Source organism: Amycolatopsis sp. M39, assembly GCF_001651785.1.
GTDB lineage: Bacteria > Actinomycetota > Actinomycetes > Mycobacteriales > Pseudonocardiaceae > Amycolatopsis > Amycolatopsis rubida.
Genome location: NZ_LWSF01000005.1, coordinates 168,283 through 186,267, shown reverse-complemented (window position 1 = coordinate 186,267; position 17,985 = coordinate 168,283). Strand labels below are relative to the sequence as shown.

6 protein-coding genes and 1 pseudogene are annotated in these 17,985 nt (G+C 72.6%); 3 read left to right on the top strand and 4 right to left on the bottom strand.

Going from position 1 to position 17,985, the window contains the following annotated elements; genetic code table 11:
* Positions 1-98 precede the first annotated feature (98 nt).
* Positions 99-995, bottom strand: a complete 897-nt coding sequence (locus A4R44_RS15415) for a nucleotide disphospho-sugar-binding domain-containing protein (protein WP_067580527.1) — start codon at positions 993-995, stop codon at positions 99-101.
* A 220-nt stretch (positions 996-1,215) separates the two neighbouring features.
* The gene (locus A4R44_RS15410) at positions 1,216-1,632 is read right to left on the bottom strand and encodes a hypothetical protein (RefSeq protein WP_067580526.1); all 417 of its coding nucleotides are present in this window, start codon (positions 1,630-1,632) and stop codon (positions 1,216-1,218) included.
* A gap of 349 nt (positions 1,633-1,981) precedes the next feature.
* Here A4R44_RS15410 and A4R44_RS50295 point away from each other — a divergent pair, with 349 nt between their 5' ends.
* Positions 1,982-2,170: a hypothetical protein gene (locus tag A4R44_RS50295; RefSeq protein ID WP_067580524.1), complete on the top strand. Its 189-nt coding sequence runs from the start codon at positions 1,982-1,984 to the stop codon at positions 2,168-2,170.
* Between the two features lie 498 nt (positions 2,171-2,668).
* Here A4R44_RS50295 and A4R44_RS15400 read toward each other — a convergent pair whose 3' ends face one another.
* A complete protein-coding gene (locus tag A4R44_RS15400; RefSeq protein ID WP_067580522.1) occupies positions 2,669-11,110 on the bottom strand; it encodes a type I polyketide synthase in 8,442 nt (2,813 codons plus the stop codon).
* Between the two features lie 287 nt (positions 11,111-11,397).
* On the opposite strand from A4R44_RS15400, the gene A4R44_RS15395 reads away from it, so the two are divergent.
* Positions 11,398-12,213: a thioesterase II family protein gene (locus A4R44_RS15395; RefSeq protein ID WP_095213361.1), complete on the top strand. Its 816-nt coding sequence runs from the start codon at positions 11,398-11,400 to the stop codon at positions 12,211-12,213.
* Between the two features lie 109 nt (positions 12,214-12,322).
* The gene (locus A4R44_RS15390; RefSeq protein ID WP_067581235.1) at positions 12,323-12,583 is read left to right on the top strand and encodes a hypothetical protein; all 261 of its coding nucleotides are present in this window, start codon (positions 12,323-12,325) and stop codon (positions 12,581-12,583) included.
* Positions 12,584-12,648: 65 nt separating this feature from the next.
* Here A4R44_RS15390 and A4R44_RS52345 read toward each other — a convergent pair.
* Positions 12,649-17,975: pseudogene (locus A4R44_RS52345) on the bottom strand (SDR family NAD(P)-dependent oxidoreductase).
* Positions 17,976-17,985 lie beyond the last annotated feature (10 nt).

The window sequence follows — 17,985 nt, the reverse complement described above, 5'->3', positions numbered from 1 at the left end:
GGCTCCCGCCGCGGCTCTGCTCGGCAGACATCCGTGAGGGCCGCCTTGAGGGAATGAGATTCCCTCAAGGCGGCCCTCACGGACTTCGGCAGGCGCGGTCAGCGAATCAGTTCGGCCACAACGGTGCGCGGAGCGGGCAGCGCGGCGATCTCTTCCCGCAACGCCTTCGCGGCGCGGCCCAGCTCCTCGTCGGCCGTCAGCGTGCGGGCCGCTTCGCCGGAGCCGGTCTTCCCGGCGCCTGCCGCCGCGATGCGCGCGGTGATCGCCGTTTCGGCAAGAGAAAGCTGGGGCAGGCCGTGTGCCGCCGCCGCGAGCGCGAGGGCCGCGTCGCCGTCGTGGACGACCGCGGCGCACGTCGGCAGCAACGCGGCCGGCGGCACGGAGTCGACGAGCCGGACATTGGCCGGCAGCGTGACCCCCGCCGGTACGCGGGCCGAGCACACGAGTTCGAAGTCCGCTCCCGCGACCGCGTCGAAAAGCGGGCCGAACAGCGTCTCGTCGGTGAGGGAGAGCAGCACGCGGCTGCGCCGTGCCTTGCGGCGCAACCAGTTCGGCACCACCACGGGACCGAAGTAGGGCACGTGCCGCACCGCGCGGACGGCACCGCTCCCGGCCCGCAGCGACGGCGGCACGGTGTCCAAGGTGATGTCCGCGGCGTCCTCCGCGTCCGGCTCGTCCAGGGCGCCGAGGACGCGGACGGCGACGGCGCCGACCGCTCGCGCGGCGGCCGTTCCCGCCGGGGCGAGGGCGTCGGAGACCACGACCTGAGGACGCCACAGCTCGGCGAACTCGGCCAGGGCCGCGGATTCGGCGAGCCCCTCTTCGGCACCGCTTTCCAGCTCTACCGCCACGCAACTGGTGCGGAGGATCTCCTCGGCGAACGAAGGGCGTCCGGCGATTTTCACGTCATGGCCCGCCGTCCGCAATGCCCACGCGAGTGGCGCGAGATTGTGCAGCCGGGCGGGCGAGGACGGGGCGGCCATGAGCACACGCATGGAATCCACTCCAGGAAAAGGAAACCGGGGCACGCCCGGCGCGGATGGGTGATCCGAGATTAACCGCGCCGGAGATGCCCCAGTACCCCTATTGCGCACTGCCCCGGGCAGGGTCGCCGCCTCGATCGGCTGCCGCCGCACGGCGATCGGCCGGGCGACCGGACCCCCCGGATCGAACCCGGCCGCGATTCGTCAGGGACAGCGGACGGCCGCTCCGGCCTTATCCGCCCGCCCCGGACACCGCGCGCAGGCGGCGATCCCACTCGCGCGCGGCCCACACGCCGCCCGCGAGCACCCCGCCGCCGAGCAGCACCCAGAGCAGCCACGACGGGTCCCAGTCCCCGTTGAGCACGCCGTCCAGCAGCCAGATGACGATGTGGACGACGCTGACGAGCAGCCACAGTGCGATCGCGACCCGCGGTGCCGCCTCGAGCGCGGGCGGGATGACGTCCCCGGCCCGGCCGGCGACCGCGACGCGCAGCGCGGCCTGCGTGGTCGCGGTTTGGACGCGCGCCAGCCGCCGGGCCGCCTCGGCGACGTCGTACTCGCCTTGCGAGCGGGCGTGCTCGATCTCGGTGGCCGCCAGCTTCCGGTCCAGCTCGGTGACCCGGCCCGCGAACCGGCGGGTCGCGTTCACGACAGCGGACCTTCGGCCAGGACGCGTTCTGGCGCGGGCTTGGATGCCGCCACGACCATTCCGGTAGCCTCTCAGCTTGATTAGTGTAGGGCTTGCACAGTTTACTCGAAGGACACCGCGGAGCGAAAGGGCCCGCCCGGGGAGCCGTTCTGTCCGATGTGGACACTCACCGGCCACGAGCGGACGGTCTTCGCCCGCCGCGCCCAAGGTCTGCTTCAGACGGTCTTCAGGGGTTGTCGGTTCTCGCCGGCGAATGACAGATTTCCGGCACGCCGGAGCCCATGGGACGGGTCCGCGCATTGACTTCGTCCCGCCGCCATTCCGCCGCGCGAGAGACGGGTGAATCGCAATGACGACTACTGCCGCTGAACACGAAGCCATCGCCGAGCTGAACCGCTTGACCTCGGTCGCGGCAATCGGGATGGGGCACGTCGGCCTGCCGACCGCGCTCGGACTGCGCGAGAGCGGCGTCGGGGTGATCGGCATCGACCTGTCACAAGCCGCCTCGGCTCGATCCGCTCGGGCGAGGTCGACCTGATCGAGGCCGGCCACCGCCGGCTGGACAAGGCCGTGCACCAGGGGACTTCCAGCTCACCGCGGACTCGGCGCCGATGCGGTGCTGGTGTGCGTCCAGACCGGGCTCGATGAGTACCTGATGCCCGACCTCGACCAGCTACGTCGGCACGTCCGGGTGCCTGCTGGTGAAGCCGTTGACTGCCCGGGGTTTCCGGGTCGGGCACGACATCTTCATCGCGTTCCGAGCGCATCGACCCCGGCAACGAGACGCACACGCAACAGGAGACCCCGCGCGTGACGCCGACGTGCACCACGATGGCCCAGCGCGTGATCAACCTCCTGACCCCGGCCGTGTTCGCCCACGCTGGCTTTCTTTCCCCGGCCGATCCCCGCGAGCAGGCTGCAAAACGGAGCCTGTCGTCTGTGAAGGGCTCCTTGTGGGAATCTGATTCCCTCAAGGAGCCCTTCACGGACCTGGCGACACGGTCAGCGCGCTGGCACGGCCGCCTGAGGTCCGCGGCTACCGGGAGCCGAGCCACTCCTCGACTGCCCGCGCCGTCGTCACCGAACTGCCCTCGACCAGACTGAAGTGGTCGCCGGGGACCACCGCGGTCTCATCAGCCAGGCTCCACGCCGTCCGCCACGCCTCCGAGTCCCCGTTTCCGGCCTCGCCCGCGTCGAACCGGTCCTGCGGGCGCACCAGCAGACTCGGGGCGTTGATCTCGGGCAGGACGACCTCGGGGAGCACCTCCAGGTACTTGGCGAGCGCGGTCAGCTTGGTCCGGTCGTAGGGCCCGTACCGGTCCTCGTTCGCGAGCAGCCCCGAGACCAGGCCGAGGGTGGCCTTGTCCCGCTCCTCCTGGTCGCTGCGCCGCATGTCCTCGCCGCCGGCCGCGTACGTGTCCAGCAGGACGACCGCGGCCGGGCCGGTGCCCGACTCCTCCAGCCTGCCCGCGATGGCGTGCGCGAAGATCCCCGCCGACGAGTAGCCCAGCAACGCGAACGGCTCGTCGCCCACGGCCTCGCGGACGCTCTCGGTCAGCACGTCCAGGATGGCCTCGGCCGACTCGGGCAGCAGCTCGCCCGCCAGGAACCCCGGCATCGGCAACGCCGACAGCGTGCGCACGCCGCGGAAGTGCGCGGCGAACCGCGCGTACTGGTACGCGCCGCCCATGGCCGCCGGGGTGGACAGGCACAGCAGGTGCGGCTGCCGCGGTCCGCCGGCCATCCGGACCGGTGCTGGGAGCTGGTCGATGTCAGCCGCCGACCGGAAAGCCTTCCGCAACCGGGCCGCCGCGCTCAGCAGGCCGATCCCGTCCTCCGTCTGTCCCGAACGGACGGCCTCGGCGAACATCTGCTTGAGCCCGTCGGAGGCCGGGTCCTCCGGCGAAGCGGTGCCCGCACTGTCCAATTCGGACAGCAGGTGGGCGGTCAGCGCCACCGGGTTCTGGTGGTCGAAGATGACCGTCGGGGACACGCTCAGCCCGGTGGCCTCGTTGAGGCCGTTGCGCAGGCCGACCGCGGTCACCGAGTCGAAGCCCGATTCGAGGAAGTGCCGGTTCGGGTCGACCGCGTCGGAGTCGGCGTAACCGAGCACGGCCGCGGTGTGCTCGAGCACGACCTCCAGGAGGATCTTCTCGCGCTGCGCCTGGGTCTGCCCGGCCAGCCGCTCGCGCAGCACGTCCGGGTCGGCCGCGACGGCGGTGCTCGCCGTGCGGCGCACCCGGACCGGCCCGGCCTTGACGGTTTCCGCGGGCGCGGCAACGGTTTCCCGCACCTCGGCGACGGGCCGAACCGTCACGGCCTCGATCGAGGCCACCGGCTTGCCCGCCTGGTCGGCCAGCGTCACCGCGACCGTGTTCGCGCCGACCGGGGTCATCCGCACGCGCAGCTTCGCCGCCGCGGCGGCATGCAGTTCGACGCCCGCCCAGGCGAGGCCGAGTCCCGGCTCGCCGCCGGGACGCAGGCCGAACGCCTGGATCGCGGCGTCCAGTGCGGCCGGGTGCAGCCCGAACCGGCCCGCCTGCAAGCTCGTCTCCTGACCGAGGCTCACCTCGGCGAACACCTCGTCGCCCCGGAGCCAGCCCGCGCGCAGGCCTTGGAACGCGGGGCCGTGGCCGAGCCCTCCGCCTGCCCGCGCCTGGTACCGGCCGCGCACCGGCACAGGCTCGGCTTCGGCGGGCGGCCACTCTTCGAGCCCTTCCGGCCTGACCTTCCCGCCGGCCAGCGATCCGGTCGCGTGCCGGGTCCATCCGGCGACCGGGTCGTCCGGGCGCGAATACACCGTCAGCGACCGCGCGCCGGCCTCGTCCCGAGCACCGACCACCGCCTGCACCTGCACCTTCCCGCGCTCCGGCAGCACCAGCGGCGTGTGCACGACCAGCTCCTCGACCCGCGAACAGCCCGCTTCGTCGCCGGCGCGGACGGCGATCTCGACGAAGGCCGCGCCGGGCAGCATGATCTCGCCGCCCACGGTGTGTTCGGCCAGCCAGGGGTGGGTGCCGGCGGAGAGCCTGCCGCTGAGCACGATGCCGTCCGAGTCCGCCAGCCACATCGCCGCGCCGACGAGCGGGTGCCCGGTCGATTCGAGCCCGGTGGCGCCCAGGTCGCCGCTCGACCGGATCGCCTCCATGTCGACGTCCGGCCAGTACCGCTTGCGGTGGAACGCGTAGGGCGGCACCGGCACCCGCCGCACCTGCAGCCCGGCGAACAGCCGCGTGCCGTCGAGGGCGAGTCCGCCGACGTGCAGCTGTCCGGCCGCGCGCAGCACCGCGGCGGTCTCGGCGAGATCGCCGGGCAGCACGGGCAGTTCGGCGACGTCCTCGCCCGGTCCGGTCAGGCACGGCCGCACGTCGTGCGCGAGCCCGCCGCCGGGGCCGAGGTCCACGAACCGGTGCACCCCCGCCGCTTCGAGGCCGCGGACCGCGTCGAGGAAGCGGACCGGCTGCCGCAGGGTGGCGACCCAGTGCGCCGGCTCGGACAGTTCGTCCCCGGCGAGGGCTCCGGTGACCGTGGAGACCACCGGGACGCGCGGGGCGCCGTACGACAGCTCCCCGGCGATCTCGGCGAGCTCCTCCAGTACCTCGTCCATCCGCGGCGAGTGCGCCGCCTGCGGCACCGGCAGCCGCCGGGTCCGGCGTCCGCGTTCTTCCCAGTGGGCGGCGATCTCAAGCACCGATTCCTCGTCGCCGGAAAGAACGACCGAGGCCGGTCCGCCGACCTCGGCGATCGCCGCGCGCGCGGTCAGCAGCGGGCGGACTTCCTCCTCGCTCGCTTCGACCTCGACCATCGCGCCGCCGGTCATTTCTTCGAGCAGCTGCGCGCGGCTGGCGACCAGTTTGACCGCGTCGGGCAGCGAAAGCACGCCCGCGACGTGCGCGGCGGCCACCTCGCCGCCGGAACGGCCCAGCACGTAGTCGGGCCGCTGCCCCCAGAATTCGAGCAGCCGGAACAGGGCGACCTGCACGGTGAACAGCGCCGCTTGCGTGAACGACGTCCGCGCGAGCAGCTGCGCGTCCACCGAGCCCTCCTCGGCGAACAGGACGTCCAGCAGCGGCCGGTCCAGGTACGCCCCGAACTTCTCGCTCACGTCGGTGAATTCCCGGGCGAACGCGGGGAAGGCCGCGCAGAGGTCCTTGCCGCTGCCCGGCCGGACGGCGGCGTGGCCCGCGAACAGGAACGCCGTCTTCGCGCCCGTCTGGACACTGCCGCGCAGCACCGTGCCGGCGGGCTCGTCCTTCGCCAGCGCGGCGAGCCCCGCGAGCAGTTCCTGCCGGTCCGCGCCGACCACGACGGCGCGGTGCGGGGCCGGGGCACGGAAGGTGGCCAGCGAGTACGCGAGGTCGGGCAGGCGGGGTTCGTCACCGGCGGTCAGCCAGGACAGCAATCGCTGTGCCTGCAGCGGCACGGCCTCCTTGCTGCGCGCGGAAAGCAGCAGCGGCAGCGGCCCGTGCGACTCGGGCGTCACCGAGGGCACAGTCTCGTCCGTCTCCTGCGCCGGTGCCTGCTCGATGATCACGTGCGCGTTGGTCCCGCTGTACCCGAACGAGGAGACCCCGGCGCGGCGCGGACGTCCGGCGTCCGGCCACGGGACGGTCTCCGCCAGCAGCCGGACCTGCCCCGCCGACCAGTCGACCTGTGTGGTCGGGTTGTCCGCGTACCGGGTCATCGGCAGTCGCTCGTGCCGCAGCGCCATCACCATCTTGATGACGCCAGCGACCCCGGAAGCGGCCTGGCTGTGGCCGATGTTCGACTTGACCGAGCCCAGCCACAGCGGGCTGTCGCCGGGCCGGTCCTGCCCGTAGACCGACAGCAGTGCGCGCGCCTCGATCGGGTCGCCGAGGGTGGAGCCGGTCGCGGACGCCTCGACAATGTCCACATCGGACGGTTTCAGCCCGCCGAGCGCGAGTGCCTTGCGGATCACGCGTTCCTGCGAGGATCCGCTCGGCGCGGTCAGCCCGTTGGACGCGCCGTCCTGGCCCACCGCGCTCGACCGGATCACCGCGAGGATCTCGCGGCCGTCGCGCACGGCGTCCGAAAGCCGCGCGACCACGAGGACGCCGGCGCCTTCGGACCAGCCGATGCCGTCCGCGTCCGCGGAGAACGACTTGGACCGGCCGTCGGCGGCGGTGCCGCCGGAATCGAAGTGGGCGAACGGGCTCGGCGAGGTGAGCGCCGAAACGCCGCCGATCAGCGCGAGCGAGCAGTCGCCCTGGTTCAGCGCCTGGCTCGCGGAGTGCAGCGCCACCAGGGACGACGAGCAGGCGGTGTCGATCGAGACCGACGGCCCCTCCAGGCCGAGCGCGTAGGACACCCGGCCGGAGACCACGCTGCCGAGCACGCCGGTGCTGCGGAACAGGCCGGTGGTCTCCAGGTCGCCGGCCGGTCCGGGGTCGTAGTCGGATTTCATGACCCCGGCGAACACGCCGGTGTCGCTGCCCTTGAGCGAAACCGGGTCGATCCCGGCCCGCTCCAGCGCCTCCCAGCAGGTCTCCATCAGCATCCGCTGCTGCGGCTCGATCATCGGGGCCTCGTGGGGGCCGATCCCGAAGAAGGCGGCGTCGAAGTCGGTGATGTCGTGCACGAACCCGCCTTGCGGCAGCCGCCCGCTCTCCTCGACCAGGCCGAGCCAGTAGTCCATGTCCCAGGACCGGTTGACCGGGAAGGCGGAGATCCCGTCCCCGCCGGAGGACGCGAGCCGCCACAGGTCTTCCGGGCTGGCGACCTCCCCGGGGTACCGGCAGGCCATCCCGATGATCGCGATCGGCTCGTCGCCGGCCACGGAGGTCAGCGTGACCGTCTCCGGCTTGCCGTCCAGCTCGCCGAGCAACGACTGGTACAGGTGCTCGGCCAGCTCCGCCGCGGTCGGGAAGTCGAACACCAGGGTGGGCGGCAGGGACAGCCCGGTGGCCGCGCCGAGCTGGTTGCGCAGCTCGACGGCCAGCAGCGAGGTGAAGCCGAGGTCGTTGAACGCGCGGTCGACGTCGATGAGGTCCGCCGAGTCCTGGTCGAGCACCGCGGCGACGTTGGCGAGGACGACCCCGCGCACAGCTTTGAGCCGCTCGGTGGCGGGAAGCGCGAGCAGCTTGCCCCGCAGGGAATCCGGGTCGGCCCCGGCACCGGCCTGCGCGGCGGTCTCCGGTACGCTGGCGGCGCGCCGCGCGACCGGTTCCGGAGTGCGGCCGGGCTCGCGGCGCGGCGCGGCGGCGCGGACGGCGGCGAGCTGTTCCCCGGAGATCTGCCGCAGGGTCAGTGATTCGACCGAGGCGACCGGATTCCCCGCCACGTCGGCGAGTTCCAGCGCCACCGTGTCCGGTTCGGTGCGCCGCAACCGCACCCGCGCCGCCGCTGCGCCCGAGGCGAACAGCTCCACACCAGACCAGGTGTACGGGAACGAAACGCCTTCTCCGTCGCTCGCGAGGCCGATCGCGTGCAGCGCCGCGTCGAGCACGGCGGGGTGCAGCCCGAAGCCTGCCGCGTCCCGCCTGGCCCGTTCGGGCAAGCTCACCTCGGCGAAGATCTCGTCCGCACCGCGCCACGCGGCCCGCAAGCCGCGGAACACCGGTCCGTAGTCCAGGCCGCGTTCGGCCATTTCCTCGTACAGGTCCGCGAGTTCCAGCTGCTCGGCCTGGGCGGGCGGCCAGGAATCCGGCGCGAAGGACGCCGCGCCGTTCGCGCCGGCCAGCACCCCGCTGGCGTGCCGGGTCCACGTTCCTTCGCCGGTCAGGTCGTCGGTGCGCGAGCTGATCGCGAACGAGCGCGCGCCGGACGCGTCCGGGGCGTTGACGCTCACCTGGATCCGGACGCCGCCTTCGGCGGGAAGCGCCAGCGGCGCCTGCAGGGTCAGCTCCCGCAGCCGGGAGCACTCCACCCGGTCCCCCGCCCGGATCGCGAGTTCCACGAAACCCGTTCCGGGGAAGAGGATCGAGCCGCCCACGGCGTGGTCGGCCAGCCAGGGATGGGTGCCGACCGAGACCCGCCCGGACAGCACGACGCCCTCCGAGTCCGCGAGCACGGTGGCCGCGCCCAGCAGCGGGTGGTCCACCGGTTCCAGGCCGAGGGAAACCGGGTCGCCGTAGATCTTGGCCGACTGCATCCAGTACCGCTGCCGCTGGAAGGCGTACGTGGGCAGTTCGGCAGAATGCGCGCCACGGCCGGTGAAGCAGGCCCGCCAGTCCGGAGATACCCCGTGCGCGTGCAGCTCGCCGATCATGGCGGTCACGGCCTCGGCGGGCCGGTCCCCGCTCGGCGCGGACACGACGAGGGCGTTCCCCGTCAGGCTTTCCCGCGCGCCCGCTGGCCCGAACTCGACGAACCGGTTCACGCCCTGGGCTTCCAGGTGCCGGATCCCGTTCGCGAAGCGGGCCTTCGCGCCGAGCCGCCGGACCCAGTACGCGGGCGAGCACAGCTCTTCGTCGGTCGCCAGCTCCGTGCCGCCGCCCGGCAGCACCGGGATCTCCGGCTCCGCGTAGCTCAACGGCTCGGCCGCCTTCCGGAGCGCGTCAGGCCCGGCACCGGCGGCCGCCACCAGCGCGGCCGCGTCCGCCAGCGACAGCACGCCGGAAACGTGCGCCGCGCTCAGCTCGCCGATCCCCTGCCCGGTAACGAAATCCGGGGTGATCCCCCACGACTCCAGCAGCCGGAACAATGCCACCTCGACGGCGAACGCGGTGTCGTTCTCAGCGTCGCCGTACTCGGCCAGCTTCGCGTGCGCTTCTTCGTACGCCGTGGCGAACGTGGGGAACGCGCCGCTCAGCTCTTGGCCGAGGCCGCCGGACGCGGTGCCGGAGAACAGGAACGCCGTCGACGTCTCGCCACGGGCCACCCCGTGCACGACCTCGGCGGAGGTCTCGCCCTCGGCGACGGCGGCCAGGCCGCGAACCAGTTCCTCGCGACCAGTCCCGGTGACCACGGCCCGGTGCGGGAACGCCGACCGGCCGGTGGCGAGGGAGTAGCCGATGTCGAGCGGGTCGAGACCCGGGTTGCCGCGAACGTGCTCCAGCAGCCGCGTGGCCTGCGCCCGCAGCGACTCGGGGTTCCGTCCGGACAGCACCCACGGGATCGCGCCGCCCGCGAGGGTTTCCTGTTCCGGAAGCACCGCGGTGACTGCGTCGTCTTGGGGGGCCTCCTCCAGGATGATGTGCGCGTTGGTTCCGCTCATGCCGAACCCGGACACCGCGGCCAGGCGAGGCCGGTCGTCGCGCGGCCAGGCCACCGGTTCGGTGAGCAGCTCGACGCCGCCGGAGGCCCAGTCCACCCGGTGGTTCGGCTCGTCCACGTGCAGCGTCTTGGGCAGCAGATCGTTGCGCAGCGCGAGCACGACCTTGAGCAGCGAAGCGACCCCGGCCGCCGCTTGGGTGTGCCCGAGGTTCGACTTGATCGAGCCGAGCCGCAGCGGCCGTCCGTCCGGCCGTTCCCTGCCGTAGGTGGCCAGCAGCGCCTGCGCCTCCACCGAATCGCCGAGCGGGGTCGCCGTGCCGTGCGCCTCCACGAGGTCGACCTGGTCGCCCGATACCTGGGCGTTCGCCAGCGCCTGGCGGATCACCCGCTGCTGGGCCGGGCCCCGCGGCGACATCATCCCGTTCGAGGCGCCGTTCTGGTTGACCGCGCTGCCGCGGACGACTGCGAACACCGGGTGGCCGTTGCGGCGCGCGTCCGAAAGCCGTTCCAGCAGCAGCATCCCGGCGCCCTCGGACCAGCCGATGCCGTCCGCGGACTCCGCGAACGACCGGCACCGGCCGTCGACCGACAGCGTGTCGTCGACGCTGAACTCGGCGAAGGTCTGTGGGGAGGCCATCACCGTGACCCCGCCGGACAGCGCGAGCGAGCACTCGCCCTGGCGTAGCGCCTGCACCGCCATGTGCAGGGTCACCAGCGAGGACGAGCAAGCGGTGTCCACGGTCACCGTGGGCCCTTCGAGACCGAACGCGTAGGCGAGCCGTCCGGACACCACCGCCGAGGAACCGTAGTGGCCCGGGTAGTTGTGGTACATCACCCCGGTGAACACCCCGACCGGGCTGCCCTTCACCGACGCGGGCAGGATCCCGGCCCGCTCGAACGACTCCCAGGTGGTCTCCAGCAGCAGGCGCTGCTGCGGGTCCATCGTGAGCGCCTCCCGCTCGCCGAACCCGAAGAACCCGGCGTCGAACTCAGCCGCCTCGTACAGGAACCCGCCGTGGCGGGTCCGGCTGGCTCCCGGCCGCTCGCCGGTCGGGTCGTAGAGCCGGTCGGTGTCCCAGCCGCGGTCCGCGGGGAACTCGCCGACGACGTCGGAGCCGTCGGCCAGCAGCCGCCACAGGTCCTCCGGCGTGCTCACCCCGCCCGGAAACCGGCAGGCCATGCCGACGATCGCGATCGGCTCGTGGCCGGCCCCGCTGAGCTTCTTGTTCTGCGCGCGAAGACGCTCGGTCTCCTTCAGGGACGCACGGAGGGCGTGAACCAGCTTGTCGTCGGACTTGTTCATTCAGACCTTCTCCTGAGTCGCGTGGTCGTCGGCGCGGTGCGGGCCGGGTCGCCCGGGCACGGCTGCCGGGAGGTCCCCGGGAACGGCTTCGGCGGGGTTTTCCGTTATCGCCCAATGCACCCACCTGACGCCGTACGTTACGAGCGGTGAGCAGGGCATACCCACCCCTAACCGGCCGCCCGGCCCCCAGAGCGGGCCTGGATCGCCGCCCCCTGCCCGCAGAGCGGCTCGACGGCACCGGCCTAGGGGTTGCCGGTCCCGCGAAGGGACCGGAGACTTCCTGAACTGTGACTGCCCTGAACGAGAAATCGAGCCGATGGCTCCGGCGATTCCACGCGGCCGACGCCGCCGCGGTGCGACTGGTGTGCCTGCCGCACGCGGGCGGGTCGGCGACCGCGTACTTCCCGTTCTCGCGGGCGGTCGCCGAAGGCGGACTGGATGCCGATGTCATCGCCGTGCAGTACCCGGGCAGGCAGGACCGGCGGGACGAGCCGTGCTTCGACGAACTCGCCGCGATGGCCGAAGTCATCGCCGACGACCTCGGTCCGTGGATCGACCGGCCGGTGGCCCTGTTCGGCCACAGCATGGGCGCGACGCTCGGGTACGAGGTCGCGTGCCGGCTGGAGACGCGGGGCACCCGGCCGCTCGGCCTGTTCGCGTCCGCGTGCCCGGCACCCTCCGTGCCGCGGCCCGAGGACGTCCACGAGCTCGGCGACGACGGTCTGATCGCCGCCCTCAAGGAGATCAGCGGAACCGGCAGCGCCGTTTTCGGTGACGACGAGCTGCTGCGCATGGTGCTCCCCGCCGTCCGCGGGGACTACACCGCGGTCGAGACCTACCGCCACGAGCCCGGGCTCGCGCTGGACTGCCCGATTCAGGTGCTGCTCGGCGCGGACGACCCGGTCGTCGACCTCGCCGAGGCCGAAGCGTGGCGTGGCCACACCAACGGAAGCTGCGCGGTGAAAGTGCTGCAGGGCGGGCACTTCTACCTGAACGCCCAGCTTGCGGGCGTGCTGACGACCGTCGCCGCGTGCTTGCGCGACTGGCGCGGGGAGGCGCTCGCTTCGGCAACCCCTGATCTCGGGCGCCTGACGGGGGAGTAAACCCCAGGCCGCCTTCAGGTGCCGCCCCCATGGTCCGACGGGCCCGGGTCCGCGAAACTGGGCACAGCAAGGAAACAGACCGGACCACCGCCCCTCGGAGGCAGCCATGATGGCCATTCGACCCGCTCACGGTGTCGCGCAGCGGATGCTCCCGGACGGGCATCTCGAACTGGTCAGCAGCAGCCGCCGGGTGGACTGCGAACCGGTGGCCGCGGCCATGTGGATCGCCCTCAAGCAGCACAACGGCGACATCGACGGAGCCAGTGCCGTCCTCGCCGAGCTGTGGGAGACCGACGTCGAAGACCTCCGCTACGACATGATCGCCCTGGCCGGTTCCCTCTGCTCCCTCGGGCTGCTCACCGAGGTGTGAGTCCCCACAGCGCGACGCGAGTCCCCGCCGCGCCGTTGGCTTGGCGTCAGCGGGGACTCGCGGGATCACACCGGTTTGGTGTCCAATTCCTCGTCCAGGAGCGCGAAGAGGTCCTCGGCGCTGGCGTTCTCGATGTCGGCGGGCTTCTCGGGAGCCGAGTACGCCGCCAGCACCGCGGTCAAGCGGCTGACCAGCTTCTCGCGGTCGGCCTCGGCCAAGGCGTTGTCCCGCAACGCGGCTTCGAGAGCGGCCAGCCGGGAGTCCACAATGGACGGCTGGCCCGCCAGTCCCGTTCCGAGCAGCCCCGCCACGGCGCTCGGGGACGGGTAGTCGAAGATCAGAGTCGCGGGCAGGCGCTGTCCGGACAGCTCGTCCAGCCGGTTCCGCAGCTCGATCGCCGTCAGGGAATCGAAGCCCAGCTCGATGAACCCCTTGCGCGGGTCGATCGCGTCCGGGCGGTCGTGCCCGAGCACCACCGCTGCCGTGCCGCACACGAGGCCGAGCAGCGCCCGCTCCTGTTCCGCGGCGGGCAGGGCCGCGATCCGGGCCCACGAGTCGTCGGCGGCCGCGGCTCGCCGCCGCGTGCCCCCGCGCACCAGGCCCCGCAGCATCGGCGGCACGCGGTGCGCGTCGGACCGCAGCCCGGCCATATCGAGCCGGACCGGCACCAGCGCCGGCTGCGAGGTGCCGAAGGTCGCGTCGAACAGCTCAAGCCCGTCGGCGAAGGACAGCCCGGCCACGCCGGACCGCGCCATCCGGACCAGGTCGGTGTCGCCGAGCGCGCCCGCCATGCCGCCGGACCACAGGCCCCACGACAGCGACACCGCGGGCAACCCGAGTGCCGCACGGTGGTGGGCCAGCGCGTCGAGGAACACGTTCCCGGCCGAGTAGTTCGCCTGCCCGGCCGAACCGAGCGTGCCCGCGACGGAGGAGAACAGCACGAACGCGGCCAGGTCGAGCTCCGCGGTCAGCTCGTGCAGGTGCCAGGCCGCGTCCAGCTTCGGCCGCAGCACCGCGTCCATCCGCTCCGGAGTCAGCGCGAGCAACACCCCGTCGTCCAGGACGCCCGCCGTGTGCACGACCGCGGTCAGCGGGTGTCGGGAAGACACGCCGGCCACCAGCGCGGCCGCCGCGGTCCGGTCCGCGAGATCGCAGGCCGCCAGCGAAACCGAAGCGCCCAGCCCCTCCAGCTCCGCCTTGAGCTCCGCCGCTCCCGGAGCAGCCTCGCCACGACGGCTGGTGAGCAGCAGGTGGCGCACGTCGTGTTCGGTCACCAGGTGCCGCGCGATCAACGCGCCCAGCGCACCGGTGCCGCCCGTGACCAGCACGGTTCCGTCCGGGTTCAGCGACGGCGCCGAAGTCTCGGGGGCGAACTTCGCCAGCCGGTGCACCAGCACCGCCCCGTCCCGGACGGCGACCCCGGGCTCACCGGCTTGGATCGCACCGAGCACCGTGGCCAGCGGCGCCTCACTGCCGTCGAGGTCGACCGCGGCGAACCGGTCCGGGTATTCCAGCTCGGCCGACCGGACGACGCCCCACAGCGCGGCGTGGGCCAGGTCGGTGACGTCCTCCTCGGCACGCGTCGCGATGGCGTGGGAGGCGACCACGGCGAGCCGAGAAGCGGCCAGCGCCGGTTCACTGACCCACGCCCGTACCAGATCCAGCAGCCGGTTGGCAGCCTCGCGCGCCAGCGCGGGCGAGGCCGTCTCGGGTGCCGCGAACGATACGGACATCACGTCCGGGGCAGCCTTCCCCGCCCCCACCGCATCGATCAGCGCGGAAATGTCCACATAGGACTCCCCGCCGAGAGCGAAGGGATCCGCGCCGAGCACCGCGTGCGAAACGCCGGAAGCAGCGTCGCCGGAGTAGGGCAGCCATTCCACCCGGAACAGCGAGTCGCCTGCCGCCGGAGCGGCGAACGCGTCGTCGGCGATCGGCCGCAGCGCGAGCGACCCCACGGTCACGATCGGAGCCCCGGCGGGATCGGTGGCGGTGAGCGAGATGCTGTTCTCGACGTCCGAGGAGAGCAGCACGCGCAAGCTCGACGCCCCGCCGGCATGCAGCGAAACCCCGCTCCAGGCGAACGGCAACGCCGGCTTGTCCTCGGTCAGCCCGGCCAGGCCGATGGTGTGCAACGCGGCATCCAGCAGGGCGGGATGCAACGCGAACGCCGAACCGTCGGTGTGCTCCGGCAACGCGACTTCGGCGGCCAGAGTGTTCCCGTCGCGCCAGACCCGGCGCAGCCCGGCGAAAACCGGCCCGTAATCGAAGCCCTGGGCGGCGAGTTCGTCGTAACGACCGGTCACGTCGATCTCGACCGCACCGGCCGGGGGCCACTCCGCGGCGGCCACGGGCGGATCCACCGTCGGCGACACCCTCCCGCTGGCGTGGTGCGTCCACTCCCCGGTGTCCGCGGCCCGCGAGTAGATGCCCACCGCGCGGGTGCCCGACTCGTCCTCCGCACCCACCGTCACCTGAACCGGGACGGCTCCGTGTTCGGGCAGGATCAGCGGGACCGCGAGCGTCAGCTCGTCGAGCCTCGCGCAGTTCACCTCGTCGCCCGCCCGCACGGCCAGTTCGACGAAAGCCGTGCCGGGGAACAGCGGCACCCCCTGTACGACGTGGTCGCCGAGCCACGGCTGTGCGCGCAGCGAGAGCTGCCCGGTGAGCACGACGCCGCCAGTGTCGGCGGTCGTCACGACCGCGCCCAGCAGCGGGTGCCCGGCGTCGACCTGTCCGACCTCGGCGACCCCGCGGCCGCGGGCCCCGGTCGGGTTCTCCAGCCAGTAACGCTTGCGCTGGAAGGCGTACGTCGGCAGCTCGACCGGTGCACCGCCGGCGTAGAACGCGGAAAAGTCCACAGTGGACCCGGTGGTGAACAGCGCGGCCACGGCGGCGGCCGCCGACTCGCCTTCGTTCCGGTCCTTGCGCAGCACCGGAACGAACGTCGCCCGGTCGTCGGCGCCAAGGCACAGCTGACCCATCGCGGTGAGCACGGCCGACGGGCCGACCTCGACGAACGTCGTGACGCCGGCGTCGAGCAACGTGCGGACACCGTCGGCGAACCGGACGGCGTCGCGCACCTGGTTCACCCAGTACTGCGGCGAAGTCAGATCGGCGTCCGGCGAAACCGTGGAGACGATCGGGATCACCGGCTCGGAATAGGTCAGGTTCCTGGCGATGAGAGCGAAATCGGCGAGCATCGGCTCCATCAGCGCCGAGTGGAACGCGTGCGACACCTTCAGTCGCGAAGTCTTCTCGAAGTTCGATGCCACGGCGAGGACCGCGTCCTCGTCGCCGGAGAGCACCACCGACGCCGGTCCGTTGACGGCGGCGATCGACACGCCCTCGGTCAGCAGNCGGCTTCGGCGGCCGCGACGGCGACCATCGCCCCGCCGGCGGGAAGGGCCTGCATCAGCCGCGCCCGGGCCGTCACGAGCGTGCACGCGTCTTCGAGCGAGAGCACCCCGGCGACGTGCGCCGCGGCCAGCTCGCCGATCGAATGCCCCAGCAGGTAGTCCGGGCTGACGCCCCACGACTCAAGCAGCCGGAACACCGCGACCTCGACGGCGAACAACGCCGGCTGCGTGTACCCGGTCTCGTCGGAACCCAGCACGGACCGCACCGGCACGTCGAGGTGTTTGTCCAGTTCGGTGGCCACCGCGTCGAAGGCCTCGGCGAACGCCGGGTGGGCCGCGGCCAGCTCCAGGCCCATCCCGGCACGCTGGGCGCCCTGGCCGGTGAACAGGAACGCTGTGCGCCCGGTGCCCGCCACGCCTTCAACCACACCCGCCGGCGTGCGGCCCGCCGCGTACTCGGTCAGCGCCCGGATCGCGGCGGCCCGGTCGGCCGCGACGATCCCGGCGCGGTGCTCGGAATGGGTCCGGGTGGTCGCCAGCGAGAATCCGATGTCCATAGTGGACGCTTCGGCGGCGGAGGACGCGAGCTTGCCCGCCTGGGCCCGAAGGGCGCCGGAGTCGTTGGCCGACAGCAGCCAGGTCACCGGCCCGTCGTCCGAAGAACGAGTCACCGGGTCGCCCTGCTCGACGATCACGTGCGCGTTGGTCCCGCTGATGCCGAACGACGACACGCCCGCGCGACGCGGCCGCCCGGTCTCCGGCCACGGCTTCGGCTCGTTCAGCAGCGAGACGGTGTCGGTCCATTCGACGTGCGGCGACGGCTCGTCGGCGTGCAGCGTGCGCGGGAGCACGCCGCGCCGCAGCGCCTCCACCATCTTGATCACGCCGCCGACGCCCGCCGCGGCCTGCGTGTGGCCGACGTTCGACTTGAACGACCCGACGTGCAGCGGCCGGTCGGCCGTCGCCGCCTTGCCGTAGGTGGCGATCAGCGCCTGCGCCTCGATCGGGTCGCCGAGCTTCGTGCCGGTGCCGTGCGCTTCAACGGCGTCCACATCGGACAGTTTCAGTCCGGCGTCGGCCAGCGCCGCGCGGATCACGCGCTGCTGCGCGGGCCCGTTCGGAACCGTGATGCCGCTGGACGCGCCGTCGGAGTTGACCGCGCTGCCGCGCAGCACCGCGAGGACGTGATGGCCGTTGCGGCGCGCGTCGGAAAGCCGTTCCAGCAGAAGCATTCCGGCACCTTCGGAGCAGCCGACACCGTCGGCACCGCTGCCGAACGCCTTGCAGCGGCCGTCCGGGGAGAGGCCCTGCTGTTCGCTGAAGTAGACGAACATGTCCGGAGTAACCATCACGGTGACCCCGCCGGCCAGTGCCAGCGAGCACTCGCCGCGGCGCAGCGCCTGGGCTGCCCAGTGCAGGGCGACCAGTGACGACGAGCACGCCGTGTCGACCGACACCGACGGGCCTTCCAGCCCGAGGGTGTAGGAGATGCGGCCGGAAATCAGGCTGCCGTCGCTGCTGCCCGCGCCGTAGTCGTGGTACATCACGCCGGCGAAGACGCCGGTCTTGCTGCCCCGCAACGTCGACGGCACGATCCCGGCGCGCTCCACGGCCTCCCACGCGGTCTCCAGCACGACCCGCTGCTGCGGGTCGAGCGTGCGGGCCTCCCGCGGGGAGATGCCGAAGAACTCCGGCTCGAAGTCGGCGGCGTCGTAGAGGAAGCCGCCTTCCTTCGAGTACGTCGTGCCGGGGCGGCCCGTGGGGTCGAAGATCGACTCGGTGTCCCAGCCGCGGTCCCCGGGGAACTCGCCGACTGCGTCGACACCGCCCGCGACGAGATCCCAGAGCTGTGCGGGCGTGGCGACCCCACCGGGGTACCGGCAGCCCATCCCGATGACGGCGATCGGCTCGCTCATCGCCGCGACGAGCTTCTGGTTGTCCGCCTTGAGCCGCTCATTGTCCACCATGGACTGACGCAGCGCGGCGACGATCTGTTCGGTGGACGGTGCGGTGTTCTGCTCGTGGCCGGTCACTGGGAAGTCC

What these genes read in the sequence shown, in the direction of transcription:
- A4R44_RS15400 (WP_067580522.1), bottom strand. Translation starts at nt 11,110, where the DNA reads ATGAACAAGTCCGACGACAAGCTGGTTCACGCCCTCCGTGCGTCCCTG.
- A4R44_RS15390 (WP_067581235.1), top strand. Translation starts at nt 12,323, where the DNA reads ATGGCCATTCGACCCGCTCACGGTGTCGCGCAGCGGATGCTCCCGGAC.
- A4R44_RS15415 (WP_067580527.1), bottom strand. Translation starts at nt 995, where the DNA reads ATGCGTGTGCTCATGGCCGCCCCGTCCTCGCCCGCCCGGCTGCACAAT.
- A4R44_RS50295 (WP_067580524.1), top strand. Translation starts at nt 1,982, where the DNA reads ATGACGACTACTGCCGCTGAACACGAAGCCATCGCCGAGCTGAACCGC.